The sequence below is a fragment of the Nonomuraea sp. NPDC003804 genome (assembly GCF_040610675.1).
Lineage (GTDB): Bacteria > Actinomycetota > Actinomycetes > Streptosporangiales > Streptosporangiaceae > Nonomuraea.
Map to the genome: position 1 here is coordinate 206,758 of NZ_JBEXMT010000009.1, position 24,980 is coordinate 231,737.

23 protein-coding genes and 1 pseudogene are annotated in these 24,980 nt (G+C 69.9%); 10 read left to right on the top strand and 14 right to left on the bottom strand.

What is annotated here, in order from left to right; genetic code table 11:
• Positions 1–112: 112 nt before the first annotated feature.
• The 4 genes from ABZX22_RS15025 to ABZX22_RS15040 form a co-directional block, all read right to left on the bottom strand.
• The gene (locus tag ABZX22_RS15025) at positions 113–1,447 is read right to left on the bottom strand and encodes a hypothetical protein (RefSeq protein ID WP_354908728.1); all 1,335 of its coding nucleotides are present in this window, start codon (positions 1,445–1,447) and stop codon (positions 113–115) included.
• 2 nt (positions 1,448–1,449) lie between these two features.
• Positions 1,450–1,830, bottom strand: a complete 381-nt coding sequence (locus ABZX22_RS15030) for a hypothetical protein (RefSeq protein ID WP_354908730.1) — start codon at positions 1,828–1,830, stop codon at positions 1,450–1,452.
• 62 nt (positions 1,831–1,892) lie between these two features.
• Positions 1,893–2,198 (bottom strand): WXG100 family type VII secretion target, encoded by a 306-nt coding sequence (locus ABZX22_RS15035; protein WP_354908732.1) that lies wholly within the window; start codon positions 2,196–2,198, stop codon positions 1,893–1,895.
• A 20-nt stretch (positions 2,199–2,218) separates the two neighbouring features.
• Positions 2,219–2,683, bottom strand: coding sequence for a WXG100 family type VII secretion target (locus ABZX22_RS15040; protein WP_354908736.1), 465 nt, complete (start codon positions 2,681–2,683; stop codon positions 2,219–2,221).
• A 205-nt stretch (positions 2,684–2,888) separates the two neighbouring features.
• Here ABZX22_RS15040 and ABZX22_RS15045 point away from each other — a divergent pair, with 205 nt between their 5' ends.
• On the top strand, positions 2,889–3,308 hold the full coding sequence (locus tag ABZX22_RS15045) for a hypothetical protein (RefSeq protein ID WP_354908739.1): 420 nt from the start codon (positions 2,889–2,891) through the stop codon (positions 3,306–3,308).
• Positions 3,309–3,386: 78 nt separating this feature from the next.
• On the opposite strand, the gene eccD is transcribed toward ABZX22_RS15045, so the two are convergent.
• Positions 3,387–4,886, bottom strand: a complete 1,500-nt coding sequence (gene eccD, locus ABZX22_RS15050; RefSeq protein WP_354908741.1) for a type VII secretion integral membrane protein EccD — start codon at positions 4,884–4,886, stop codon at positions 3,387–3,389.
• 136 nt (positions 4,887–5,022) lie between these two features.
• Here eccD and eccCa point away from each other — a divergent pair, with 136 nt between their 5' ends.
• Genes eccCa through ABZX22_RS15065 form a run of 3 tightly spaced genes read left to right on the top strand, consistent with a single transcriptional unit; the run spans position 5,023 to position 10,502 of the window.
• Entirely contained in the window at positions 5,023–8,955 is a 3,933-nt protein-coding gene (eccCa, locus tag ABZX22_RS15055; protein ID WP_354908744.1) for a type VII secretion protein EccCa, read from the top strand.
• A gap of 21 nt (positions 8,956–8,976) precedes the next feature.
• Positions 8,977–9,291 (top strand): hypothetical protein, encoded by a 315-nt coding sequence (locus tag ABZX22_RS15060; RefSeq protein WP_354908747.1) that lies wholly within the window; start codon positions 8,977–8,979, stop codon positions 9,289–9,291.
• Entirely contained in the window at positions 9,288–10,502 is a 1,215-nt protein-coding gene (locus ABZX22_RS15065) for a transglycosylase SLT domain-containing protein (protein ID WP_354908749.1), read from the top strand. Before ABZX22_RS15060 ends, ABZX22_RS15065 begins: the two co-directional genes overlap by 4 nt.
• Positions 10,503–10,587: 85 nt before the next feature.
• Here ABZX22_RS15065 and ABZX22_RS15070 read toward each other — a convergent pair whose 3' ends face one another.
• Positions 10,588–12,699 carry a hypothetical protein gene (locus ABZX22_RS15070; RefSeq protein WP_354908751.1) on the bottom strand — a complete coding sequence of 704 codons (2,112 nt, stop codon included), beginning with the start codon at positions 12,697–12,699 and terminating at the stop codon, positions 10,588–10,590.
• 62 nt (positions 12,700–12,761) lie between these two features.
• A complete protein-coding gene (locus tag ABZX22_RS15075; RefSeq protein WP_354908754.1) occupies positions 12,762–13,916 on the bottom strand; it encodes a S8 family serine peptidase in 1,155 nt (384 codons plus the stop codon).
• Positions 13,917–14,442: 526 nt separating this feature from the next.
• On the opposite strand from ABZX22_RS15075, the gene ABZX22_RS15080 reads away from it, so the two are divergent.
• Positions 14,443–14,892 (top strand): hypothetical protein, encoded by a 450-nt coding sequence (locus ABZX22_RS15080; protein WP_354908757.1) that lies wholly within the window; start codon positions 14,443–14,445, stop codon positions 14,890–14,892.
• Positions 14,893–15,279: 387 nt separating this feature from the next.
• Here ABZX22_RS15080 and ABZX22_RS15085 read toward each other — a convergent pair.
• The 3 genes and pseudogenes from ABZX22_RS15085 to ABZX22_RS15095 form a co-directional block, all read right to left on the bottom strand.
• Positions 15,280–15,351, bottom strand: a pseudogene (locus tag ABZX22_RS15085) (VOC family protein); the annotation flags it as partial.
• Between the two features lie 64 nt (positions 15,352–15,415).
• Positions 15,416–16,168: a hypothetical protein gene (locus ABZX22_RS15090; protein ID WP_354908760.1), complete on the bottom strand. Its 753-nt coding sequence runs from the start codon at positions 16,166–16,168 to the stop codon at positions 15,416–15,418.
• The gene (locus tag ABZX22_RS15095; protein WP_354908762.1) at positions 16,159–17,526 is read right to left on the bottom strand and encodes an alpha/beta fold hydrolase; all 1,368 of its coding nucleotides are present in this window, start codon (positions 17,524–17,526) and stop codon (positions 16,159–16,161) included. Before ABZX22_RS15095 ends, ABZX22_RS15090 begins: the two co-directional genes overlap by 10 nt.
• 113 nt (positions 17,527–17,639) lie before the next feature.
• Between ABZX22_RS15095 and ABZX22_RS15100 the strand changes: the two genes are divergently transcribed.
• The 4 genes from ABZX22_RS15100 to ABZX22_RS15115 all read left to right on the top strand — a co-directional run bounded on the left by ABZX22_RS15100 (position 17,640) and on the right by ABZX22_RS15115 (position 20,416).
• A complete protein-coding gene (locus tag ABZX22_RS15100) occupies positions 17,640–18,698 on the top strand; it encodes a histidine kinase (RefSeq protein ID WP_354908765.1) in 1,059 nt (352 codons plus the stop codon).
• On the top strand, positions 18,695–19,333 hold the full coding sequence (locus ABZX22_RS15105) for a response regulator transcription factor (RefSeq protein WP_354908768.1): 639 nt from the start codon (positions 18,695–18,697) through the stop codon (positions 19,331–19,333). Before ABZX22_RS15100 ends, ABZX22_RS15105 begins: the two co-directional genes overlap by 4 nt.
• Positions 19,334–19,490: 157 nt before the next feature.
• Positions 19,491–20,195, top strand: a complete 705-nt coding sequence (locus tag ABZX22_RS15110; protein ID WP_354908769.1) for an alpha/beta hydrolase — start codon at positions 19,491–19,493, stop codon at positions 20,193–20,195.
• A gap of 41 nt (positions 20,196–20,236) precedes the next feature.
• Entirely contained in the window at positions 20,237–20,416 is a 180-nt protein-coding gene (locus ABZX22_RS15115) for a hypothetical protein (RefSeq protein ID WP_354908772.1), read from the top strand.
• A 77-nt stretch (positions 20,417–20,493) separates the two neighbouring features.
• On the opposite strand, the gene ABZX22_RS15120 is transcribed toward ABZX22_RS15115, so the two are convergent.
• Entirely contained in the window at positions 20,494–21,474 is a 981-nt protein-coding gene (locus tag ABZX22_RS15120; protein WP_354908774.1) for a hypothetical protein, read from the bottom strand.
• A gap of 386 nt (positions 21,475–21,860) precedes the next feature.
• The gene (locus tag ABZX22_RS15125) at positions 21,861–22,319 is read right to left on the bottom strand and encodes a MarR family transcriptional regulator (RefSeq protein ID WP_354908777.1); all 459 of its coding nucleotides are present in this window, start codon (positions 22,317–22,319) and stop codon (positions 21,861–21,863) included.
• A gap of 73 nt (positions 22,320–22,392) precedes the next feature.
• Between ABZX22_RS15125 and ABZX22_RS15130 the strand changes: the two genes are divergently transcribed.
• Positions 22,393–22,812 carry a hypothetical protein gene (locus ABZX22_RS15130; protein ID WP_354908778.1) on the top strand — a complete coding sequence of 140 codons (420 nt, stop codon included), beginning with the start codon at positions 22,393–22,395 and terminating at the stop codon, positions 22,810–22,812.
• Between the two features lie 30 nt (positions 22,813–22,842).
• Here ABZX22_RS15130 and ABZX22_RS15135 read toward each other — a convergent pair whose 3' ends face one another.
• Positions 22,843–23,955 (bottom strand): ABC transporter substrate-binding protein, encoded by a 1,113-nt coding sequence (locus ABZX22_RS15135; protein WP_354908780.1) that lies wholly within the window; start codon positions 23,953–23,955, stop codon positions 22,843–22,845.
• Positions 23,956–24,225: 270 nt separating this feature from the next.
• Positions 24,226–24,978, bottom strand: a complete 753-nt coding sequence (locus ABZX22_RS15140) for an NUDIX domain-containing protein (RefSeq protein WP_354908782.1) — start codon at positions 24,976–24,978, stop codon at positions 24,226–24,228.
• Between the last annotated feature and the right edge of the window lie 2 nt (positions 24,979–24,980).

Below are 24,980 nucleotides of genomic sequence, written 5' to 3' on the forward strand. Positions count from 1 at the left end.
AAGGCACCATAGCCACCGTAGGGCTGCTGGCCCGTACCGCCCTGCTGTTGACCGGTCGGTTGCCGGCCCGTGCCGCTTGGCTGCTGGCCCGTGCCGCTTGGTTGCTGGTCGCTCATCCGATCACCGGGTCCGTCACGTCGTGGCTGCTGGTCCAGGCCGACCTGTCCTCCGACAGGTAGGTGGCGCGCTCCAGGTCGCCGCCCTCGTCACCCATCGGGCCTCCGGTCCCCATCATGGGTAGGAACGGCGTGCCGGACAGGCCCGCCGGGCTCCCGCCGCGCATCGCCCCGAGGCGCCCGCCGGGTGTGTACGCGCTGTTCGGGGAGCCGATCACCGACGGGACGCCCGGGGTCGTGCCGGTCGGCGTCGGGGTCGTGGCGGGGATCGCCGTACGCGGAGGATGGTTGCCGATCGTGGTCGGCGTGGTGGTCGGGGGCTGGTAGGCCGAGGTCTCGGTCCGGGTGGGGTCGGCCTCGGGAGTGGCGTCGTCGAGGTCGGTCCTGTCCTGGGCGCCGATGACCGGGGGGGCGGTGCCGTCCTCCGTGCCCGCGCTTGTGCTCGGGCCGCCGGACTGTTGCCCGGATCCGTCCCCACCGCCTGGTCGCTGCCCGTCGCCGGGCTGCTCCTGGCCGGTTTGCTCTGCGGGTTGCGTCCCCGGGACGGCGCCGTCCTCGCCACCTGGGCGGACGTCGTTCTGGTGGCCGTCCGCCGCGACCCGCGTGGCGGTCTCGCCGCCCGAGCCGCTGACGCTCGCACCGTCGGCGCCGGGATCGCCGTCGCCGAACGTGGGCCCCTGGCTCCCGCTCGTCCCCCCGTATTGGACGCTCGTCAGGTCACCACCGGGCCCGGCCGGGATCGTCACGGCGGGCAGCTCGTAGGTGATGTTGTAGGGGACCGAGGTGAGGTGCAGGTCGCGGATCTTCTCGTTGAGCCTCTGCAGCGCCTCCTGCGCCCTGAGGTCCTCGACCGCGGCGATGGCGTTGGTCTCGTCGTCGCCCTCCAGGTCGACCTTGAGCAACAACTTCTGGACCCTGACCATCTCCTGGACCTGCGGGTCGGTCTTGTCCACCTTGATGCCCTGGACCTCGGCGATGGCCGCGGGGATGTACCCTGCGTAGGCCTCCAGGCTCCGGCCCATCTCCGCGAGCTTCCTCGCCAGTTCCTGCCCTGTGGCGTACATGAGTTCAAGCGCGGTGCGGGCCCTGTCGGCGTCCGGCCCCTTCCAGATGGTGAGGATCTTGCCGGCGTGGTCCTCGATCCCGACGACCGCGTTGATGACCGCCTCGGCCGCGCTGATGTAGGTGGATCCGGCCCCTTTGACCTGATCCGGCTGGCACGTCCCCAGCAGGCGCAGGATCTCCGCCTTCGGATGGGGCTCGCCCTCACCGGTGGGCACCCTGTCGCTCCAGATGACGAGCGTCTCGCGCTTCGAACCGCTGTCGGCCATGGTCAGGCGCTCTCGTTCCGCGTGTCCGCCTCGGCGTGGTTGCCCGCGCTCGCCTCGATGGCCGCGATGACGTTCTTGTACGCCTTGATGAACTCGGCGTGGACCTGGCCGAGCTTCTGTCCCGCGCTGTCCTTGCCCGCGGTCGCGCCGAAGGTCTTGGCGTCCGCCCATTCCCCGAACTGGGTGGCGCCGGGCTGGACGTCGATCAGCGCCCTCCCGCTGATCCCCGGCCTCTCCAGGGTCGCGAGGTTCTTCGACAGAGCCTCGGCGATCGAGCGCATCATGGAGGGCTCGTGCACCCTCCCGTCGCCCTGGAACTTCTCGGCCGTGTGCGGCTCGACGCTGAGCGGATCGGTTGGCGGTTCGGGTTCCTGCTTGCCCATCGCTTACCCCTGCAGATGCGAGATCTCGGTCACCGCGTCGCCACGGTGACCGAGGAGGCGCGTCAGTCCGTCCAGATGGCGATGTTGCGCCGCTCGGCGCTCTCGTAGTTGCCCTTGGCGATGTTGACGGCGCCGGCCGCCTGGAACAGTTGCTTGGCCATCGCCTGCTCGTGGGCGTTCCACTGGTCCTTCTTGGTGTTGAAGAACTGCTCGGCCTCGCCTTCCCAGCTGGCTGCGAGCTCCTTCTTGATGTCGGAGAACAGATCGTCCGTGGCCTTGTCGAGCTCGGTCACGATCTTCTTGAGCTCCTCGTACGCCTGCTCCATGCTGCCGAACTTGACGAATGTGTGATCATCGGGGACGGTCACTGGGCTCTCCGTTGCCTCGGCTAGTTGTCGTTGACGACGTTGTCGATCCGGCCCATGAAGCCGTCCCTGGTCAGCGACCCGGACAGCTCCATGTTCTGGTCGGCGGCGTTCCGGTAGACGCCGGCACCGATGTTGAGCCGGTCGTGGATGTCCTCGAGGATCTTGATCACAGCCTTGAACTCGACGTCCCACTCGTCGAGCGCGTGGCTGAACTTCTGGGCCGCGCCACCCCGCCAACCCTGGGTGGTCAGGTCGCCCTTGATCGTCTGAACCCGCTGACGCATGCCTTCGATGTACTGCGCGGTGTCCTGGCAATACCCGGCAGCATTGGTCAACTGCGTCGGACTTGCTCCGTACAGTGCCACTGGACCTCCAAGTGGACATTTCCTTGTCTCGTACGGCGGTTGGTCGACGCGAATAGGGCGGACAACCTCCGCGAAACAACATCGATTCGCATGGTAACCACCACTTGCCACACTGATCACAAAGTCTCGCAAACGGGAAAAACTCTGCGCTTAGCGCCAACCTTTTCTGCGCTCTGCGCTAACGACGCGAAGAATGCGGCGTCGCAAGATTGCCCCTCGGCGAATGCGGCGCGGCCCGGATGGGGCCTGAACGCTCGCAGAACCGCCACCGTCGGGCGGATCAGCCGGCCCGACGGTCAAACCCCGCGATATGGAGATGAAGATCTTGAGGTTGAAGAAGAGGACGATCGGCGCGGTCATCGTGGCCGCGCTCGGCACGACGGCGGTCTTCACCGCCACCACCGCTTCGGCCTCCGGCCGGACGACCGAGACGCCCGCCACGGTCTGCGGCCCCGGCTACGCGGTCGAGCGCCAGGCCTCGTTCACCGGCGGCGTCGCCTACCTGCTCTACAACGCCGGCAAGCAGAACGCCTGCGCGGTGACGTTCAAGACCAAGGACGTGGGCACGCGCACCTTCGTCTGGTCCGCGGTGGACGTGAAGGGAGCGGGCGTGGTGAAGAACGAGGAGATCACCCCTCTGCACACCGTGCCCGTCTACCACGCCGCGCCGACCGGCTCCTGGGTGAAGTTCTCCGGCGGCACCAAGGCCACCGACTCCGGTGGCGGATACGAGCGCATCAGCTGACGACCTCGTCCCCGGGCGCCGGGCGCCCGGGGACCCCCTCCTGCGCAGCCCTCGCTCCGCTTGGGTCGCAGCAGAATGTCAGCCTGACAATCCGCGCACCCAGGTGTAGATCTCGAGCACGCCGGCCGCGAGCGGGAAGAGTTCGACGACGAGCAACACGTCCAGGATGTCCCCGGCCCGCCCCCAGAACGGCGAGGGCTTCCCCGACGACAGGGTCCTCCCGATGCCCACCGCCAGCAGGGCCACCCACAACACGCAGACCGCCACGGCCAGCGCGCCGATGACCCCTCCCTTGGAGCTGAGCGCGAAGGCCACCATGGCCAGCCCCGCCAGGCCGGAGCCGACCAGCCAGATCCGCTGGCCGACGCCGGAGAACACGCGGGCGCGCATGACGAGCGTCAGGGAGAGCGCGACCGCCATGATGTCGGCGACCAACCCGTCGTGCAGTACCAGCAGCGCCTCGGCGACCAGCGCGGCCAGCCCGACAGCGGTGATCAGCCCCGTGGCGTAGTGCTGGGCGATCACGGTGCGCTCCTGGATCGCCGCCGCGTCGAGCCGCTGGTTGTCGGCGCGCAGCTCTTCTGCCGTGGTGGGCATGGCCGGCAGCGGCACCCGCGCCAGCCGGAACGAGAGCGTCGGCACCAGCGGGCTCAGCGCCAGCAACACGGCGATGGCCACGGCCGCCACTCCCGCGGGGGCGGCCCCCGACACCATGACCACCGCCGCGCAGACCGCACCGCACGTCGCGGCGACGGCCGTGCCGAGGAAGCCGGGAATGCCGTGCGAGATCGTCATCCCGGCGACGGCGGCGGCGAGCGCCGTACAGGCGAACGCGGCGAGCACGTGGGGAGCGCCGACCTCGGCCATGCTCCCGCTGCCCGCGGGGGTGAACAGCCCGGCCAGGAAGCCGTACGGCAGCGCCGCGTGGCCGATCAGCGCACCGGCCGTTGAGTCGCCCATGGCCCGCGACAGCACGGTCCCCGCGGCGATCAGCAGCAGCGCGAGCACTCCGAAGACGACCGTGCCGACCAGCGGCGGCAGGCCCGCCAGGGCCAGGCCGACGGCGCCGAGGACCAGCAGTCCCGTGGCGCCGGCCGCGCCGAGGGCCCTGCTGTGCGCCGCCGTCCACTTGCCCGGTCCGTTGCGCACGCCGGTGGCGACGACGTCGGCCACGTCATCGAAGATCGCGGCAGGCATGATCGACTCGCGCGGGCGGAGATAGAGGACCTCGGCGTCGAGCACGCCGAGCGTGCCGAGGCTCTGCTCCAGGTCGAGCGGGGCGCCGCCGAGCCGCTGCAACGTCCATCCCGGCGACGACGTGGCGTCACCGCCCACCTCGCCGAGCATGCGCAGCAGCCCCGGCAGCACGTGCGGCAGCGGGATGTCGGCGGGCAGCGTCAGGTCGGCCTTGCGGCTCGGCCCCACGATCGTGACGTTGCACAACACCGGCAGCGGCAACGGCAGTTGCGCGAGGGCACCCTGCTGGATCGGCCCCGACTGCGTCGGCGTGGACCTGTCGGCTCCCTCCGCAGGAGGCTGAGACTCCGGCGGCGGCGGCTTCTGAACCTTCGATCCCACGGTGCACTCCGTCCCAGAAGCATCACGGACAGCACAGAACATAGCGGGTCGCTTCTGGTAAGAACGTCGCGTGAGCAAAGTGGTTGTCCGGCGTCCTGAGCGCCGCCCCGGCCCCAAGCCACCTCGCGGGGAAGTCATGCTGGAGTCCCCGCCGGAGATCCCCGAGGTCCAGGGCCAGGGGTTCATGCTGGTGCTCGCCTACCTGCCCATGGTGGCGGGCGCCGCGGCGATGGCCCTGATGTTCACCGCGGGCGGCAACTCCAACCCGATCATGTACGTGGCCAGCGGCCTGTTCGCGGTCTCCATGGTCGGCATGACCATCGGCCAGATGGGGCGCCAGGCGGGCGAGCGCAAGCACCGGCTGAACGGCGCCCGCCGCGACTACTTCCGCTACCTCGGTCAGATCCGCAGGAAGGCCAGGCGCGCCGCCAAGCAGCAGCGCGAGGCCCTGGAGTGGAGCGGGCCCGAGCCTGACTCGTTGTGGTGGATCGCGATGGGACCCCGCTTATGGGAGCGCCGCCCCCGCGACGAGGACTTCGGCACGATCCGCCTCGGCACCGGCGTGCAGAAGCTGGCCATCCAGCTCTTCCCGCCGGACTCCAAACCCGTGGAGGACCTGGACGCGCTCTCGTCCGGCGCGCTGCGGAGATTCATGCGCGCGCACTCCACGCTCTCCCGGCTGCCCGTGGCCGTCGCCCTCGCCTCGTTCGCCCGGATCCGGCTCACCGGCGACCTCGCGGCGATGCGGGATCTCGTACGCGCCGTGATCGGCCAGATCGTCGTCTTCCACTCCCCCGACGACATACGGATCATGGTCTGCGCCGACCAGGAGCGCATGCCCCACTGGGAGTGGGTCAAGTGGCTCCCGCACGCCCTCCACCCCGACGTGGTCGACGCGTCCGGGCCGGTCCGCCTGATGGCCGAGAACATCGGCGAGCTGGATCGGCTCGTCGGCGGCGACCTCAAGGAGCGGCCCAGGTTCCAGCCGGGCGCACCGGCCGACGAGCTGCCGTACCACGTGGTGATCGTGGACGGCGGGCACGTGCCGCACGACTCCCAGCTCGGCAGCGACGCCATCCTGGGCGTGAGCGTCATCGACCTGACCGGCTCCACCGGCGCCGTCGAGGAGGGCAACACGCTGCGGATGGAAGTCCAGCCGGACAACCTGCACATGGTGAAGCTCGACCACGCGGGCAAGGAACGCAAGACGCGGCTGGGCGCGCCGGACAAGCTCTCCTTCGTGTGGATGGAAGGGCTGGCCAGACAGCTGTCCCCGCTTCGGGCCTCGTCGAGGAGCGGCGGCGACGGCGAGGACATGTTGTCGATCAACACGACGCTCACCGACCTGCTGGGGATCAGCGACCCGCGCAGCCTGGACCCGGCGGTCACCTGGCGGCCACGGGCCGGCCGTAACAGGCTGCGCGTGCCGATCGGGCTCGGCGCCGACGGCCGCGTGGTGGAGCTCGACATCAAGGAGTCGGCGCAGGGCGGCATGGGCCCGCACGGCCTGCTGATCGGAGCCACCGGCTCCGGCAAGTCGGAGCTGCTGCGCACGCTGGTGCTCGGGCTCGCGGTCACGCACTCGTCGGAGATCCTCAACTTCGTCCTGGTCGACTTCAAGGGCGGCGCGACCTTCCTCGGCCTCGACTCGCTCCCGCACGTCTCGGCCGTCATCACCAACCTGGAGGACGAGCTCCCGCTGGTCGACCGCATGCACGACGCCCTGCACGGCGAGATGGTGCGCAGGCAGGAGCTCCTGCGGGCGACCGGCAACTACGCCTCGCTCCGCGACTACGAGCGGGCCCGCGAGCAGGGCGCCGACCTGTTGCCGCTGCCCACGCTCTTCGTCGTGCTCGACGAGTTCAGCGAGCTGCTGTCCACGAAGCCCGAGTTCATCGACCTGTTCGTGATGATCGGCCGGCTCGGCCGCTCGCTCGGCGTGCATCTGCTGCTGGCCTCCCAGCGCCTGGACGAGGGCAGGCTACGGGGGCTCGACACGCACCTGTCGTACCGGATCGGTCTGCGCACGTTCTCGGCCATGGAGAGCCGGGCCGTGCTGGGCGTGGCCGACGCGTACGAGCTGCCCTCGGCGCCGGGCAACGGCTACCTCAAGTTCGAGACCACCGGCATGACCAGGTTCAAGGCCGCCTACGTCTCCGCCGCCTACCAGCCCGACCCCAGGCACGTGACGGACAGCGGGCAGCCCGCGGCCCGCGAGGTCATCGAGTACGGCCGCGCCTTCGCGCCGCTGCCCGTCGTCGAGACCCCGCCGAAGGAGGCGCCGGCCGAGGCGGAGGAGGGCGGCCCCCAGTCGAGCCTGCTCGACATCGTGGTCGGCCGGCTGGCGGGACGTGGCCCCGCGGCGCACCGCATCTGGCTTCCGCCGCTGGCCGAGCCGCCGACCCTGGCCCACCTGCTCCCCTCGTTGTCGGTGACTCCGGAGCTCGGGCTGTCCACGCCGGGCTGGGACGGCAGGGGACGCCTGCACGCCGTCATCGGCATCATCGACCGACCCTTCGACCAGCGTCGCGACCCGTACTGGCTGAACCTGTCCGGCGCGGCCGGGCACGTCGGCGTCGCGGGTGGCACGCAGAGCGGCAAGAGCACCGTGCTGCGCGCGCTGATCGCCAGCATGGCGCTCACGCACACGCCTCAGGAGGTGCAGTTCTACTGCCTGGACTTCGGCGGCGGCACGTTGTCGGCGCTGGAGGGCCTCCCGCACGTGGGCGGCGTGGCCAACCGGCAGAACGCCGACAGGGTCCGCCGTACGGTCGCCGAGATCTCGACCGTCCTCCAGCAGCGCGAGCGGGACTTCACCGAGCACGGCATCGATTCGATCGCCACGTACCGCAGGCGGCTGGCCGACGGCAGCATCGAGGGCGACGGCTGGGGCGACGTGTTCCTGGTCGTGGACGGCTGGCTGACGATCCGGCAGGAGTACGAGAGCCTGGAGCAGGTGATCACCGACCTCGCCGCGCGCGGGCTCGGCTACGGCATCCACGTCATGGTGACCACCAACAAGTGGTCGGAGTTCCGGCCGGGCATCCGCGACCTGTTCGGCACCAAGATCGAGCTCAAGCTCGGCGACGCCTACGAGTCGGAGGTCAGCCGCAGCGCGGCGCTGGCGGTGCCCGAAGGCGCGCCGGGACGCGGGCTCACCAAGGACGGCATGCACTTCCTGACCGCTCTTCCCCGCATCGACGGGCTGCGCGGCACCGACGACCTCGCCGACGGGCTGCGCGCCCTCGTGGAGATCGTCAAAGACTCGTGGGAGGGCCCGGCCGCGCGTCCCGTGCGGCTGCTGCCGTCCCTGCTCCCCGCGACCGCCATGCCGGGCCCCGAGGAGACCGGCAAGAACCGCATCGCGATCGGCATCGACGAGGCGACGCTCTCGCCGGTCGCCCTCGACTTCGAGGCCGATCCGCACGTCGTCGTCTTCGGCGACACCGGGTGCGGCAAGTCGAACGTGCTGAAGCTGATCATGGAAGGTCTGGTCGCGCGCAAGACGCCCAAGGAAGCCAGGCTGGTCGTGATCGACTACCGCCGGTCGCTCCTCGACACCGCGGCCACCGAGCACCGCATCGGTTACGCGGTGTCCAGCGCGGCGGCGGCGGAGCTGGTGCAGGAGGTGCGCTTCGCCCTGCTCAAGCGCCTGCCGCCCGTCGACCTGACGCCCGACCAGCTTCGCGAGCGCAGCTGGTGGAAGGGCTCGGACCTCTACGTCGTGGTGGACGACTACGACCTGGTGGCCACCTCGAACAATCCCCTGCAACCGCTGGCCGAGCTGCTGCCGCAGGCGCGGGACATCGGACTGCACCTGATCCTCGCCCGTCAGATGGGCGGCGCCAACCGTGCCATGTACGACCAGGCGGTGCAGCGGCTCAAGGAGATGGCCAGCCCGGCGCTGATCATGTCGGGCAACCGGGAGGAAGGTGTGCTGTTCGGCAAGGTGCGACCGCAGCCCCTCCCGCCCGGCCGGGCCTTTTATGTGGACAGAAGGTTCGGAGACCGGCTGATCCAGACAGCTTCCGTGGAAGTGGAGGAAAACGGGACTCACCAACCTCAATGATCTCCACTATGCTCGACTTTCATGAGCGCAGGCTTCGTTGATGTTTCCTACAAGGCATTCGACGAGTGCAGGACGCGGATCAACATCGCGGCCAAGGAGTTCGATCTCGACGAAATCCTCAAGAAAACCAAGTCGAAGCCTCCCGCCGAGCTGACGGACGCCAAGCTGTTCGGCAAGCTGGACGGCGCGCACGAACTGGCCGCCAAGATGGACGCCGCCTGGTCCGGAATCCGCGTCGAACTCGACAGCGCGCAGCTCAAGCTGGAGAGCGTCGAGCGGGCGCTCAACGATGCGGAGGCCAACCTTCGCGCGGCGGAGAAGGACTCGGGCGCATGAGCACCGACAGCACCATCATCATCACCGTCACCGCGCCGGACATCACCGAGGTCCCCCGCGGGGCAGAGTTACAGGCCATGCTCGACAAGGTGACGGGCAATCCTCAGGGAATCAGGTCCCTCGCCTCGACCTGGCGATCATGCTCCCACCAGGCCGCGGACGTCACCTCCGCGCTCATCAGGAACATCAACGAGGTCGACCTGAAGTGGGAAGGCGATTCCGCGGACGCCTTCGACCGCCACATGCGTCTCTATCCCAAAGCGGGCGGCGAATTCAACACCGCCGTCACCGCCTGCGCGACAGCGCTCGACCAAACCGCCACGGCACTGGAGAAGGCTTCCGCGGAAATCCGCAAGCTTTGCGATGAAACGGTCGGCGGTGCGCAAAATTTCATCGGGAATTACCTTGTCAGCCACCGCGACAAGGATCAGGTCGACGCCATGCGCGCGCTGCCCGAGGACCGGGACTTCACCACTCTGGTGAACACCAAGATCGAGCTGGCCAAGGGACATGTCAAGGCCGCCGAGGAGGCCGTCACGGCCGCCAAGAACACGCTGGCCGGCCGCGTCCAGGCGAGCGGGACCGGGGAGAACTCGCGGTTCGGCTTCTTCTCCGACATCCCGTATCCCGGAGGGGCGGACTTCGACCCGGGCGACAAGAAGGTCATCTGGAAGCGGACGACATCCTCTCAGGGGGACACGCGGCTGTCGGGCGGTGACGGCTCGAAGTCCGGCGGCGGCGCGGGAGCAGGCGGCGGCTCCGGGTCAGGCGGCGGGGTCTCGCCGGCGGGCACCACACCCGCGCCCAAGGCCGAGGTCGTCGAGTGGATCAAGCAGGCGCTCACCGTCATCAAGTCGCCCGAGATGGCGGACGTCATGCGCGAACGCGGCATCGACGTCAATGACCTGGACCCGAACGACCCCCAGGACGTCCAGCGCATCTGGACGATCATCTACCACGAGTCCGGCGGCAACCCCGGCGCCGTCAACACCTGGGACATCAACGCCAAGAACGGCATTCCGTCCCAGGGACTGATGCAGACCATCCCGCCGACGTTCAACGCGCACGCCCTGCCCGGCCACGGCAAGATCCTGGATCCGGTCGACAACATCATCGCGGGAGTCCTGTACACCTACAGCCGCTACGGCAACCTCGGCGGCCACCCCGGCATCCAGTCCCTCGAACGAGGCGGCGGCTACAAGCCCTACTGACGGTCGTGGCAGCCGCCGCTCGTCCGGATCGCGGGCGACGACGACGGCCCCACCCGGAAAACTCGGGGGGCCGTCGGTCGCTGGATCAGCCGCAGTTCGCCCAGCCCGCGGCGGTGCTTCCCGCATCGACGCTGCCGGAGAACTTCACGCACCTGCCCGGGGCGACCAGCTTGACCGGCCCGGCGTAGTACTTGTAGTTGCCGCTGTCGGTCGCGCTGCCCCCGCCCTGGACGTCGAGCGTCGCGCTGACCGGGCTCTCCCTGCCCACGCCCGCGTACTTCATCGTCACCACGCAGTTCTGCTTGGTGCCGCTGTTGTACAGCTGGAAGGTCTCACCACCGTTGAACGCCTGCGAGCGCTGCACGTAGAAGCCGGACCCGCACACCTGGACCGGCGTGTAGGGGTTCTTCGGCTCCGGCTGCGGCTGCGGCTGCGGCTGCGCGGGCGGCGGGGCCGCGCTCTTGGCCTCCGGCGGGGGCGCGGGGGCCTCTGTCGTAGGCGGCGGGGCCGGCGCCTGTTGCGTGCTCTTGACAGGAGCCGGCGTCGGGGACGGAGGCTCGGTGCTCTTCCTGGGCGTCGGGGTCGGGGGCTCGGTCGTCTTCTCAGGAGTCGGGGTCGGCTCCTGGGACTGCTCCGGCGTCCTGGTGTTCCTGGGCGTCGTGTCCTTGGGCGTCGGCGTCGCCGTGACCGTCTTGGTCACCCGCGGGCTCTTCGGCTGTGCAGGCGTCGTCTGCGGGGTCGTCGGCTGCGTCGTCGGCTGCGTGGTCGGCTGCTTGGTCGGCGGCGGGGTCGTCGGCTGAGCCGTGGCAACCGGCTGGGTCGGCGGCGGCGAGGGCGTCGGCACCATGCTGTACGCGGGCGCGGTCGGGAGGCCCGACGGCTCCTCGGTGGGCAGGACGAGCGGGCCCACGCCGTACGGGTCGGCCTCGGACGCCGTGGCCCACGGCACGGTCACCTCGGGCTGCGGCTGGTCGGCGCCCGGCTCGCCCGGCTGCGCGACCGCCCCGTCACCGGAGTCGGCCGTCCCCTTCTCTCCCGCGTCGGCCGATCCGGTGGCTCCGCCGGCGACCTTGCCGTCGGCCGAGACGCCGATCGAGTTGATCCGCTGGGTGTCCGTGTAACGACTGGCTCCCCAGATGCCCACGCCTGACAGCACCATGAGCGCGGCCACCGAGGCGGCCAGGCCGACCGGGAACCTCCGGCGTGGCGAAGACGGTTCCACGACCGACGCCTGCAACACCTGGGGCCGCTGCGGCGACTCCCACATGGGCTGCTGCGGCTTGGGCGGCTCCCACGCCTGTTGCGGCTTGGGCTGCTCCCACACCTGCTGCGGGGGCTGGACCGGCACGCCTTCGAGCGGCGCGCCGTCCGCCGCCGGCGGCAGGGCGGGGAGACCGAGCGCCGGAGGCTGGGTCACCGCCCCCGCCGGCGGCGGCTCAGCCGTGACCTCCGGCTCCGCCGACGGGCCGCCGAGCAGGCGCAACAGGGCCGTGTACGTGGTCGGCCGCTGCCCGGCGTCCTTCGCCAGCGCCGCGGACACCACGCCCAGCAGCGGCTCCGCCAGCGTGCCCAGCGCGGGCACCCCGGTCAGCACCGCGTCGGCGTCCTGACCGAACGGCGCCTTGCCGGTGGCCGCGAAGACCACCGTGGCCGCCCAGGCGAACAGGTCCGCGGAGGAACCGTACGGCTCGCCTCTCAGTTGCTCGGGCGAACGGTAGCCGATCTCACCGGCTGGCTCGCCGAGGTCCAGGTCGGTCACCCGGAGGCCGTCGGCGCCCATGATGACGTTGCTGGGGGTCAGTCCCCGGTGGGTGATGCCCGCCAGGTGCGCGGCGGTCAGCGCGGTCAGCGTGCCGACGGCCACCCGCTCCACGGCCTCGGCGTCGAGCGGCCCATCGGCTGCGACAAGCTCGGCGAGACTGCGCCCCTCGACGTGTTCGCGCACGACGTAGAGGTGGCCCTCGTGCAGACCGACGTCCACCGTTCGCGCGATGGACGAGCTGGAAAGGCGCCGGACCCTGGCGAAGCGTGCGACGCCTTCCGGGTCCGGCTTGCCGGTGAACAACTTGATCACCCGGAGAGGCGCGTCCTCCGACTCCCGGCCCAGGAAGGCCGTCCCGCGCGGCCCCTCCGGCAGGCGTTCCAACAGGTCGTGGTCGCCCAGCCTCATCGGATCGTCCGGCTGTAATGGGTCCATCGTAGGTTTCCCTTCATCAAGCGCCGCGGCGCAGCGCCTGCATCAGCAGTCACATGGGGTCATCAGGTCGGTGGGCCCGCCCGCCATCCACGGCTTCTGCCGAGCGGCAGCACCCGGGCGAGCGCGCCGGCCGCGGCGGTGAGGATCAGCGCCCCCGCGGTCACGGCCAGCGAGATGTTCCTGGCTCCGGCATCCTCCGGTGGGAGTTTGGCGATCGCGTCCGCCGCGATGGGAGCGGGCGGAGGCGCGGCCACCAGCGGCCGGCCCGCGGGCTCGAAGGGCAGGACGGCGCTGACCGCCTGCACCGGATTGACCATGCCCGCCCCGGTGCCCTTGCCGACGGAGCCGTCGGCCGTGGCGATGATGCGCCGCCGTACCTGCTCCTGGTTGAGATGCGGGAACCGGGCGCGCACCAGCGCGGCGGTCCCTGACACGTAGGCGGCGCCGAAGCTGGAGCCCTCGAGATCCAGCTTGTACGTGCCGTGCGGCCACGGGGCGATGATGCCGACGCCCGGCCCCAGGACGCCGACGGGTGTGGCCGTGTTGGAGGAGTCGGCGCGCCGCCCGTCGGCAGTGGCCGAGCCGACGGCCAGCACTCCCTCATAGGAGCCCGGGTAGGCGGGCAGGTCCTCCTTCTTGTCGGTGATGTTGCCCGCGGCGGCGACGATCACGACGTCTCTGGCCAGGGCGTTCTGGACGGCCGCCTTGAGTGTGGGATTGTCGGCCGCCTTGATCGAGATGTTGATGACGTCGGCGTTGAGCCGGACCGCCTTGTCGATGGCCGCCGCCAGGTTGGCGACGTGGCCCTCGGCCTGGTTGCTCTGTTTGAGCTCTATGACGGTCGCCCGCGGAGCCACGCCGTGGAAGGCGACGCCTGGATAGACGCGGCCGGCGATGATTCCGGTGACGGCGGTGCCGTGACCGACGCAGTCGGTGTAGCCGGTTCCGGTGAAGTCGACGAAGGTGGAGAGCCAGGGCAGTTGCGGGTGCTTGACGTCGAGGCCGCTGTCGATGACCGCCACCCGTACGCCGGCGCCGGTGCTCAGCCGCCACGCCGTCTTGATGTCCAGCCGCTTCTGCGCCCAGGGCTCTCCACCGGGCAGCTTCACCACGCCCGCTGCGGGGTTGCACTCCTCACGCGCCGACGTGGCGGTCGCCGGGGTCGCGACCGCTGGAGCGACGACGAGGCCGAGAGCCGGCACGGTCGCCAGAAGCACGCGACCGATCACGGCCGAACGCCCCACTTTGTTTAGATATATCCGAGAGATCGGCCCCGACTGCGCAGGACCATCACGGCTTCCCGCCGGCACGGAGGCGCGGCTCGCGCTCGTGCGACACCGGCCGCTCCACCGCTCTACCAGGGTCATCTCAGCCATCCAGGTCGAACCGCGGCTGACCGCCGGATCCGGCGGTCAACACGACCAGCAGGGCAACGAGCAACGCGGGCGTCCTGGCCCTGGCATCCGCGCCCCCGCGCACCTGCCCCGATCAAGTCGCATTCGTTCGAGAGGCAATCCTGCGACGCCGGTCATCCCGTGTCGTTAGCGGAGAGCGCAAGATATCTTGGCCGAGAGCGCAGATCATCCGGCCCCGGCCAGGCGACCCCGCCGGGGCCGACCAGTGGGCCCGTCAACGCGCTCCGGTACCCTCTCGTGATCTTCACACAACGCTCTCGAGTCCCGGCCGGACCACCTACCAGGACCCCCTTGAAACCAACACCCGACCGCCCTGGAGAAGTCGTCAATGACCATGCCCGAGCACAGCACGACCTGGCACGACGCTCGCTACGACATGCCCGTCAGTCGGCAACTGGAGCGCTACAACGAGCTAGCCGCCAGGAACGCATCGGCTCGTGCCCGGATTGAGCTGGTGGAACGAGGGATCTATGACCCCGCCCGGCATGGAGCCGATGACCGGCCTCCGCTCACCGTGGCCGAACACATCGAACTGCTGGCATTGGCGGAGAGCATCGCGCGCACCGTGCGCCATCCCTCCAACGTCCACCACGCGCTGCTGGCTGGGGTGACCTGGGCCGATATCGCCCGCATCGCCGACTCCGACGAGCTCGCCGTCCGGCGGGACTACCAGCAGTGGGCTGACGATCAGTACGACCTCAACCAGCGCTTCCCCGACCGCGGCATGACCGCTGATGAGCACGCCGCCGCGACGGCCAGAGCAGCGGAGGGGCCTTGAGACACCTTCTTGCGGACCGAGACACCCCGGCACCGAGGGCATCGTCGCCGACCTTGGTGAGCACCTCGCGTCCGGCGATCTTCGCGGCCTCCACACTGCCCGTGAGGGTCTCCAGGGAGATCGCGACCTTCTTCAGGTCCGTGAGCTTCCGCGCGCCGGGCCGGCAGACCACCCGAACCCGCGGAGAACGGTGCTTGCGGTCGATGTCGCTCCGGTCGTCGGCCCACTGGTAGCCGTATGCGGTGGTGCCGTCCCGCCTCCCGGCGACGGCCTGGCCGTCCACGGACGCTTGGGGCGAACCTCCTTCGACGGCGGTGGCGACGACGCCGCCGAGGAGCCGTTGCACGACCCGCAGATGAAGAGGCTCCGCGTCAGCGCGGAGTGAGGCGGAGGGAGGACGCAGAACTCGTTGCCCGCCGGGTCGGCGAGGACCGTCCACGGGACGTCACCTGGCCCAACCCGCGTGGGCCGGTGACGACGAGGGCGAGGGATCAACGGGGGCCGATCTCCTCCGCCTTGGCGATCACGCTGTGGTTGCGGCTGCGGCTGGCAGCTGGATGTCCGGGAAGGCCTGTCCGGTTGACAGCCGTTCGATGAGGGTTCGTACCTCCTCTTTCCCGCCGTTCGTCCCTGCCCAACGACTCACCTGACAGACGGCTTTGGCGTACAACTGGGGGTCCGCTGATGCCGCGCGCAGCCAGTCGTCGAGCGTGGCCGGCAGGGGCCGGCGGGAGTCGAGCAGGCAGCGGTCGCCGGTCGGGGCGAGGTATCGGGGGTCGTCGCTGACCAGGACGGCCAGGCCCTCGTCGAACCACTGTGGGACTTCGGCTCCATTGAGACGGGCGTGAAGTTCCACGTGGGTCAGTTCGTGCGAGGCGATCACAGGATCAACGCCGCGTGGGGACAGCATCACCGACCGGTTGAGCACGGCGATGCCGCGTTCGCGACCGCCGCCGATCCTGCGGTAGCAGTCGTCAGACAGGCACACGAGGATGTCCGGAGAGCTTTTCCGTCCTCCGAAGAAGTCACGTACCCGCTTGTTCGCCTGCCCGATGACCTCGGTCACCTGCCGGCGCTCGGCCGGCGACAGGCCGGGTTCGGCGTACACGCCAGGCTGGAGCCGCTCCAGGCCGTAACAACCGGGGCAGATGGTGGCCGCGACAGACGGGAAAGCGATCGCGGTCAGCACCACCGCGGTGGTGAGGAGGACCGCGGTGACCGTGCCCGCGATCCACCAGCATTTCCGGCGGCTTGGCTCCCGCCGGATCACGGGCATGTGGCCCCCCGGGCCGGCAGCCGACGCTCGGTGACGTATCTGCTGACGTGGTCGATGACACAGGGGTTGGCCATCGCGCCGAAGAGGTTGTGTCCGGGGCCGTCGTGCTCGATCGTGCGACTGCCGGGGATCTGCTCAACCACTCGGCGGGTGGACTCATAGTCCTGCCAGGTGCCAGCGCCCAGCATCGGCGGCAGCGTACGAGGCATCGGCGTGGGTGGGTTGGTCACCGGAGTCGGCCAACCGGCGCAGCTGAGTGGCAGGTGCCAGGCGAGAGCGAAAGAGGCGCCGGTGTTGGGCGCGATGGCGCGCAGCCGCTTGGTCGTGCGCGCGACGTCGCGCTGGTCGGCGGGGCGGGGGAGGTCCAGGCACTCCTTGTAGCCTCCGCCCGGGGCGCCCGGGTAGGGCTGGCGGCTCGACAGCGCGAAGCCCGAGGCGTCGCCGGCCTCGGCGGCCGTGATGGCTGCCATGAAGGTGCCCCAGCTTGCGGGGCCAGGTCGGAGCTTGAGGAACGCGATCGCCTGCAACTGTGTGCCGTCGAAGCGGGCGTCGGCTTTCGGGGCGGGGATCGGCTCACGGTCGGCCTTGGCGATCAGTGCCCGCCAGCGTTTCTCCGTCCCGGCGGGGGCCCAGGCGAAGAACCGGTCCATGAAGCGCTCGGTCTCACGGGCCACGGTGTCGAGTTCCCGTTCCCAGTTGCGGAGGCTGTGGTTTCTGGTGCCGTCGATGTACATCGTACGCACGCGGTGGGGGAACAGACGGGCGTAGGACTGTGCGATCGTTCCGCCGTACGACAGACCCAGGAAGTTCATCTTGTCCTCGCCGAGCGCTTGGCGGACGGCGTCGGCGTCGCGGGCGTCGGAGGCCGAGTCCATGTGGTCGAAGAGCTCAGGGTCGGTGTTGCGGCACTTGTCGCCCCTGGTCCTGTTCGCCGCGGCGAGCCGGTCGAACTCGGCCTGGTCGGCAGGGAACGCCGGGGTTCGCACGAAACCCCAGTCGCACTGCAGCACCGCGCCGCTGAGCCCGGGATAGCCGCGAGGGTCCCACGTCACGACGTCCATCGACGTACGGATCTTGTCGAAGATCTGGGTGCGTGAGCCCAGCGAGGCGATCTGGTATCCCTGCGGGCCGCCGAAGTTGACCAGCACGGATCCTTTCTTGGTGCCGGTGGCGGGCAGGCGGGCGACCTTCAGGGTGATCTTCCGGTCGCTGTTGGGCGACAGGGCGACGGGCAGGTCCGCGCACTGGAGCTCGGGCGCGTTCGCGATGGGGCAGGCGCTCCACTGCAGGGACGGCTGCGGCGTCGGGGCGCTGACCGGTGTCGTGAGGAGGGCCAGCCCCAGGAGTGTCTTGAGCATGCGCAGAACGTTAGGAGTCGCGGACAGCGGGGGTCTGCCCCCGAAGGTCATCGATGACTGTTTACCAAAGTTGACTATGAGTGCCACGAGGTGCGATGAGTAAGGTGAGGCCTATGTCCAGGTATGCGCTCATCGCTGCGGTCGTGGTCGCGGACACGGCGCTGTTGTGGTTGGACCGGACGCAGGGTTGGACGCTCGCCGCGTACGCCGTGGCGGTGGCGCTCACCATGGCGGCGATGAACCGCCTGCCGTTCGCGGCCTTCTTCTCGGCGCTGGCGCTGGCGGTGCTCACCGGCGGTTCGCTGGCCCTGCTGGTCTGCACCGGCTTCCAGGCCGGGCACCGCATCTCCGCACGGAGAGATGTGGTGGTGGCGGCATGCGCCCTCAGTGCATATGTGTGCGTCCTGCTGCTGGCCGTGCAGCGATCCCCCGGCGCTGAGGAACCGTGGATCAGCTTGGCCCGCGTTGTCATCCTGACCGCGCTGCCGCTGCTCGCCGGCCGGTACGTGGCCCAGCAGCGTGAGCACATGCGCCGGGAAAGGGCTCTGATCGCCGAGCAGGAACGGCTACGCGAGCGGCTGCGCATCGCCCACGACATGCACGACTCGCTCGGCCACCTGCTCAGCTTGGTGTCCGTGCAGGCCGCCGCGCTGCAGGTGGGCCCATTGCCCCCCGACCAGCAGCGGGCAGTGGGCGGCCTGGCGGACACCGCCCGTGCCGCCGCGACCGAACTCCACGAGGTGGTCAACGCGCTGCGCGACCATGACGCCCCTGGCCTGGACGACATCGACGACCTCGTCGCCCGGTCCCGGGCCGCAGGTGCCACGGTGACGATCGAGACGTCCGGCGAGGCCGTCCCGCTCACCGACCCGAGGGCGTCCCACGCCGCCTATCGGGTCGTCCAGGAAGGGCTGACCAACGCGGTCAAGCACGCGTCCAGCACGTCGATCACCGTGTCACTCGACTGGCAACCCGACGCGCTCCTGATCGCGGTGGCCAACCCGATGCCCCGCCGTCCTCTCTCCTCCGTCGGCGGCGGCAGCGGCCTGCACGGGCTGACCGAACGCGTCGCCGCGGCAGGTGGCCTGCTGCGCGTCCACCCAGGACCGCGCGAATTCCGGCTCGTCGCGATGCTCCCTCTGGTGCCGGTCCTCGCGGGGGCCACCTCATGATCAAGACGCTGATCGCCGATGACGAGCCCCTCATCGCCACCGGCATCCGCACTGTCCTGGAATCGGCAGGGGACATCGAGGTGGTGGCCACCGCGCGCGACGGACGCGAAGCGGTGCAGGCCGCCCGCCGGCACCAGATTGACGTCGCGCTCCTGGATATCGCGATGCCAGTGATGGACGGCCCGGACGCCGCCGCCGAACTCGTCGGGACGCGTGTGGTGCTGCTCACCGCTTTCGGCGACGAGGACAACGTACGGCGGGCGGTGCGGCAAGGCGTGTCCGGGTTCGTCCTGAAGACGTGTACCCCGGACGAGCTGATCCGCGCGGTCCGTGCCGCGCATGCCGGGCAGGCGTACCTGTCGCCGGCTGTGACCCGCCAGGTGCTCGACATGGCGGCGCCGGGCGACGACGAGCGCGGACGCGACGCCGCCCGCCGGCTGGCCGCCCTCACCGCGCGCGAAGCCGACATCCTCGCCCTGGTGGCACAGGGCCTGTCCAACGCCCAGGTGGCGCGGCGCGTCCACATGACCGAGGCCAGCGTCAAGACCTACGTCAGCCGCATCCTCGCCAAACTGAACTGCACCAACCGGGTGCAAGCGGCCCTGCTGCTACGTGATGCGCCATTCCCCACCTGATGCAGAAACGCTGCCAAGCCCCCGGAAGCTCGGAAACCAGCAGGAGGACGGACAGGGCATCGGCGCCGGTGGGATCGGTCTGCTGCGATGCGCCTGTGTGAAGCCCGGCGCAGCGATCGGCAGCGAGGTTGTCGGACCGTTCCGCTACCTTTCCACCATGGCGGAATTCGTACTGGTCGCGGGCGCGTGGTTCGGATCGTGGGCGTGGGACGAGGTGGTGCCGGAGCTGCGTGCGGCCGGCCACGGCGCCCACCCGTTGACGCTGTCCGGCCTCGCCGACAGGCGCGGCCTGCCAGCTGGGCAGCAGACTCACGTCCAGGACATCGTCGACGAGGTCGGACGCCACGATCTGCGCGACGTCATCCTGGTCGGGCACAGTTACTCGGGCATCCCGGTCGGTCAGGCCGCCGAGCGGATCGGCGACCGGCTGGCCCGCGTGGTCTTCGTCGACTCCAACGTTCCCGCCGACGGCGAGTCGTTCGTGTCCCGCTGGTCGGTTCACGGCCGGACCATGGTGGAGGCCTCGATCGCCGAGAACGGGGGCTTCTGGTCGCCGCTGGTCGCGGGCGACTACGACGGTCAGGGCCTCACCGGAGAGCAGATCGCCCGGATCGTGCGCGGCTCGACACCACACCCGGGGGCCACGCTGACCGAGCCGGCCGTACTGGCGGGCCCGCTCGGCCGGCTTCCGGCGACGTACGTCAAATGCCTGCTCGACGGCGACAAGCCGAGCGACGACGTGGTCGAGCTGCTGACCAGCGAGCACTGGCGGCTGGTCGAGATGGACACCGGCCACTGGCCGATGTTCTCCCAGCCACGCGAGCTCGCGCGGATCCTGCTCGACGCGGTGGCAGGCGGGTAGGTCCGGCGCCGCGGCCGCTTTGGCGCAACTGCACCCACCACGTGCCCGACAGCACCACCCCGACCAGCGCGAACACCACCGAAACCGGCCACGATCGCGCGCTGGTGAACAGCGGCAGCGCTGCGACCGACAGCAGCGTGCTCTGGATGGACAGGAAGAAGGCGTTGGCCAGGGTGCGCCGGGCCGAGATCCGGTCGGCCATCTCCACCGCGATCTTGTAGAGCTCGATCACCGGAGCCAGGTCGTTGCCGGGGGCGGGCGGCGTGGACAGCTCGGCACGCGGGGCGGACACCGTCGATCACCTCAGTCGTTTGTGCGCGTGGGCCAGTAAGTGGTGGGTGGCCGCCTGTCCGCCGACGGCGATCTGGCTGACCAGCAGGCTTCTGGTGCCGTCGCCGGCGTTGGGCGAGTCGGGCGCCATCCTCGACCAGGCGTGCCTGATGTGCGTGGCCAGATAGCAGGTGTCGCTGCCGGTGTCGGCGAGAACGACGACGCGGTGGACGGGGTAGCGGTCGATGACGCGCTGAAGTTCGTAGCCGGTGCCGATGTTCTCCTTCTGGAAGCCCGACAGGTCGATGACGACGAGGTCGGCGAGACCCAGCAAGGTGTCGACGGCGCGTTTCCAGTAGGCGCCGTGGCACAGGTAGGCGGACATGGGGTAGCTGCCTTTGCGGTCCCAGACGCGCACACCTTTGCCGCCGGTGCCCCTGATGGTGCGGAAACCGCTGGGCAGCGGCTCGAAGGGCCGCGCGTCGAGCTCGCGGAGCATGCGTCGGTCGGAGGCGATGAACAGCTCCCCGAGCGTCCCGGCGCGCCGCATCCGCGCCAGCTCGGAGTGGCGCACGGAGGCGGCGCTGCGCAGCAGGTGCACGTACCCGCAGCGGCGAAAGGCCCCTTTGACGAAGTCAATCAAGACGTTGCCCAGCGTGGTACGGCCGGGCCGCGACTGCCGCAGGGCGGCGCCGTGCTCGGCCGAGGGCGGCAGCAGCAGCGCCTTGGCCGGATCGCGCGCCCGCCGTTGCTGCGACAGCGCGATTTGCCAGCGGACCACGCGCACGACCAGCGCGACGGTGAACAGTGCGGAGGCCAGGCCGGTGCCGCCGGCCAGCCAGGGGAAGAGCTCGAAGTCGCGGGGGATCCGCACGCCGACGGTCACCGCAGGAACCCGGCCGCTCATGTAGGCGAAGACGAGCGAGGCCATGCCGCCGGTGTAGAGGCCGCCGAGCAGGTTGCCGCGCGCCGCCTCGGCCTCGGCCGCCGGGTCAAGCCGATACCGCATGAGCCACCTCCGTTCCCACCGAGTGTGGCCACCCAAGATCCCCGGCACATGAGTAGCCCCTACTCAGGAGGGGGATACAGGGGCCATCCGGAATGGAACGTCAAGCTCTCTACCGCGGTCAACGCGGTACCGGGCCGAGCGGAAGATCCTCATCACCGACCACTGACAGGCGCAGAAGCCACAGGTCGCTACCGCTGATTTCCGCACCCAGCCGCCTCGATGGACCATCGGCCGCTTCCTCCCCTCAGATCTTGACGTGTTCGACGCCGCAGTCTTGGGATCGATGGAGGCACCACGGCGGAGAGCGCACCGGCAGATCTTGGCCGAGTCTGCTCGATGCCCTGGTTCGTCAGCAAATCGCGGTCAGCGTCTTAGCCCACCGCCGCTCACAACGGATCGCAGGCGGGATCGTGTTTCTCATAGAGCCGGGCGAGCAGACGATTGAGCTGCCGTTGTTCGGCTGCGTTGAGCGGCGACAGGAACTCCGCCTCCGCCTTGGACAACTGATCGAGCGCCTCGTCCACCACCTTCGTGCCGGCATCGGTCAGCCTGACCAGGTACTTCCTTCGATCAGCGAGGTCGCGTTCACGGTGCGCGTAACCCAGCCGCTCCAGCTTGTCCACGACCGCCACCATGGTCGTCCGGTCCATGCCGGTGAGCCGGCCCAGTTCGCGCTGGGACAGCCCCTCACCGTGGGCGACGCTCAGGACGCGCAGGTCACGACCGGTGAGAGACCAGCTGTCCAGCGCGTTACCGATCACTGCGCGGGCGGCGTCGCCGAGACGGAGCATCATGTGGCTGGTCGCCGAGGTGACCAGCTGCGCGGCCGGGGTCGGTTCTCTCATGAGGGCAACATACGTCATAGCACCGATCATCAGTTACTATGATCGTCAGCACCGCTGATGATCGGAGTGTGCCATGAGCTCAGTTGCCACTCGTGAGACCGCGCTTCGCGTCGCCCTCGTGGCGATGGGGCTGGTCACCACCCTCCCCGCCCTCGCACTGGTCACCTCGTACGCGCTGGAATGGACCTACGGGGTGATCGCCCCCGAACCGATGACGCTGGCACTGCTTCAGCACCGGGGCATGCTCCAACTGCTGCTGGGCGCGGCCCTGATCTGGGCGGCCTTCTTCCCGCCGGCGCGGCGGGCTGCCGCGATCGCCGCGGTGGCGGGCAAGTCGACCTTCCTCCTGCTGATCCTGCCGAACCCCGACCTGCGTGCCGACCTCGCGCCCTTCAGCACGGTGGTCGATCTGACCTGCATCGTCGCGCTGTCGGTCTACCTCGTCTGGAGCACCTCGGTCAGCGTCAGAGGCGGTCGACACGCCCCGCATTGACTTTCTGGGCAGTCGGACGGCTGTGCTCTCTCAGCCGGTGTGAAGGATCCGCAAGCGATCGGGTGCCGCCGGATCTCGGTCGACCACCTGGACCGGCGCCCAAACCCACTGCCAAACGCTGATGCCTGGCGTGCGGGAGAACTGGATCTTCCCGCGGGTGCCTTCGACTGCAACGCGCGACCAGGCTTCGGCAGTGCTCGCCCGGTCCACGCCGCCAGACCGCAGCACATCAGCGAGGACGGTGACCGTGTCGTAGCCCTCGAAGGCGACGAAGGAGGGCGCCGCGGCCAGCCGTTCGCGCAGGACCTTCTCGACTCGCGCCCCGAGTGGGCTGAGGCTCTCGGGCAGGTAGCGCAAGAACGGGATCGCGGCGCCGTCGTCGCTCAGCAACCTCGCCCATTCGGCGAACTCCGGCTGCCCGGCCGGAGCACCGATCATGATCTCGGCCAGGCGCGGGTCACGGCGGACAGATTTGACGATCGACACGGCCGGCTCCGGGTGGCCGACCAGAAGAAGGAGGGCCGTCGCGCGATTGCCGACGAGTTCGTCGCACACGGCCGTAGGGGCGAGCGCGCCCATGTCGAGTTCGATGACGGTGCCGCCGTGCGGAGCGAGGTAGTCCCGCAGAATGCGGGCCCCGGATGCCCAGTAGACACTCGGCTGGGCAGCTACGGCGATCCGCCTGTGGCCCGCGCCGAGGAGGAAGTCCGCGTAGATCTGCCAGCCGTGGGACTGCGCCGGGGCGACGCGCGCGACCCATTCCGTCGGCTGTTCGGTGAGCGTGTCGAGAACCGCTGAAGAGCAGAGGTACGGCAGGCCGAGGGCGTCGGCCCTGGCCGCAGCGGTGCGAGCGACCACGCTGTGATACTCCCCCGCCAAGGCGGCCACGCCCAGGCGAGCCAATTCATCCACGGCCGCCGCGGCCCGCTGCGGATCAGCCGCGGTGTCCCGGACCACCAGTTCGAGCGGTCTTCCGACGATCCCGCCGGCGTCATTGACGTCGCGAACGGCCAGCTCGAGTCCGGCGAGCAAATGTTGGCCTGCCTCGACCCAGCCAGGCCGAGTCAACGGAACGAGAGCGCCGATCTGGACGGATGATCCGTCAGTCCGCTCCACTGCAGGCGGTGATGGTGGCGTGTTCATGCGTGGCGTCTCCCGTGTGACGGTTCGGTCGCAGTCTGCCCTGATCACAGAGCGGCAAGGCCAGATAGTACGCGTTCATCTCATCTCGCCGTGGCGGGCGCCCCCCGCGACCTGTTGCCCGACCCCGGCCGCCCCATCACCTCGCCTGTTCCTCAACCACTCACACCCGGAGGGGCTGGACCAGCAGATCGATCCGGGCGGGCCTGAGGCACCCCCTCATCCGCCTCTTGATCCTCTTTCTGGAGCAGGGTTGGGCGGGGTGCGGTGGTGTCAGTCGGTGCTCACGGCGGGGGCGAAGGGGCCGTCCAGGGCGGCCCATTGCAGCAGCAGGATGGTTTTGCCGTCGGTGATGCGTGCGTCGCGGACCATGGCGAGGGCGTCGGTGAAGGGCAGTTCGAGCACTTCGATGTCCTCGCCGTCCTCCTCCAGCCCGCCGCCGTGTGCGGTGCGGTCGGCCGGCGTGTAGGGGGCGGCGTAGAAGTGCAGGCGCTCGGTGACCGAGCCTGGGCTCATGTAGGCGTCGAGGACGTGGGTGAGCGGGCCGAGCGTGATGCCGAGTTCCTCGGCGGCCTCGCGCCGGATGGCGGCGATCGGGTCGTCGCCGTCGAGCAGTCCGGCCGCGGCTTCGATGAGCATGCCGTCGGGGTGGTCGTTGACGTAGGCCGGGTAGCGGAACTGGCGGGTGAGCAGCACGCGCCCGCGGTCGGTGTCATAGGGCAGGATGACCGCGCCGTTGCCGCGGTCATAGGTCTCGCGCTGCTGGGTGACCCAGCGTCCGTCGCGGCGCCGGTAGTCGAAGGTGGTGCGGCGCAGGACGTGCCAGCCCTGGGAGGTGAGCTCCACGTCGCGGACCACGACGTCGGAGTTGCGGTCCAGATCGCGCCCGACGCGGTCGAGGCCGGTGCGGCCGCGGTGGTCGGGGACGTCGATGCCGGGTCGGGTGGCGGCCATGGCCTGCGGGTCGCCGTCGGTGCCGGAGCGGTAGGGCCCGGCGATCAGGATGAGCATCGGCTTGTCGGTCATGA

Excerpts from the sequence above, each read along its gene's own strand:
- ABZX22_RS15025 (WP_354908728.1), bottom strand. The coding sequence starts at position 1,447 with ATGGCCGACAGCGGTTCGAAGCGCGAGACGCTCGTCATCTGGAGCGAC.
- ABZX22_RS15030 (WP_354908730.1), bottom strand. The coding sequence starts at position 1,830 with ATGGGCAAGCAGGAACCCGAACCGCCAACCGATCCGCTCAGCGTCGAG.
- eccCa (WP_354908744.1), top strand. The coding sequence starts at position 5,023 with ATGCTGGAGTCCCCGCCGGAGATCCCCGAGGTCCAGGGCCAGGGGTTC.
- ABZX22_RS15060 (WP_354908747.1), top strand. The coding sequence starts at position 8,977 with ATGAGCGCAGGCTTCGTTGATGTTTCCTACAAGGCATTCGACGAGTGC.
- ABZX22_RS15065 (WP_354908749.1), top strand. The coding sequence starts at position 9,288 with ATGAGCACCGACAGCACCATCATCATCACCGTCACCGCGCCGGACATC.
- ABZX22_RS15070 (WP_354908751.1), bottom strand. The coding sequence starts at position 12,699 with ATGGACCCATTACAGCCGGACGATCCGATGAGGCTGGGCGACCACGAC.
- ABZX22_RS15080 (WP_354908757.1), top strand. The coding sequence starts at position 14,443 with ATGACCATGCCCGAGCACAGCACGACCTGGCACGACGCTCGCTACGAC.
- ABZX22_RS15090 (WP_354908760.1), bottom strand. The coding sequence starts at position 16,168 with ATGCCCGTGATCCGGCGGGAGCCAAGCCGCCGGAAATGCTGGTGGATC.
- ABZX22_RS15095 (WP_354908762.1), bottom strand. The coding sequence starts at position 17,526 with ATGCTCAAGACACTCCTGGGGCTGGCCCTCCTCACGACACCGGTCAGC.
- ABZX22_RS15100 (WP_354908765.1), top strand. The coding sequence starts at position 17,640 with ATGTCCAGGTATGCGCTCATCGCTGCGGTCGTGGTCGCGGACACGGCG.
- ABZX22_RS15105 (WP_354908768.1), top strand. The coding sequence starts at position 18,695 with ATGATCAAGACGCTGATCGCCGATGACGAGCCCCTCATCGCCACCGGC.
- ABZX22_RS15110 (WP_354908769.1), top strand. The coding sequence starts at position 19,491 with ATGGCGGAATTCGTACTGGTCGCGGGCGCGTGGTTCGGATCGTGGGCG.
- ABZX22_RS15120 (WP_354908774.1), bottom strand. The coding sequence starts at position 21,474 with ATGCGGTATCGGCTTGACCCGGCGGCCGAGGCCGAGGCGGCGCGCGGC.
- ABZX22_RS15125 (WP_354908777.1), bottom strand. The coding sequence starts at position 22,319 with ATGAGAGAACCGACCCCGGCCGCGCAGCTGGTCACCTCGGCGACCAGC.
- ABZX22_RS15130 (WP_354908778.1), top strand. The coding sequence starts at position 22,393 with ATGAGCTCAGTTGCCACTCGTGAGACCGCGCTTCGCGTCGCCCTCGTG.
- ABZX22_RS15135 (WP_354908780.1), bottom strand. The coding sequence starts at position 23,955 with ATGAACACGCCACCATCACCGCCTGCAGTGGAGCGGACTGACGGATCA.
- ABZX22_RS15140 (WP_354908782.1), bottom strand. The coding sequence starts at position 24,978 with ATGACCGACAAGCCGATGCTCATCCTGATCGCCGGGCCCTACCGCTCC.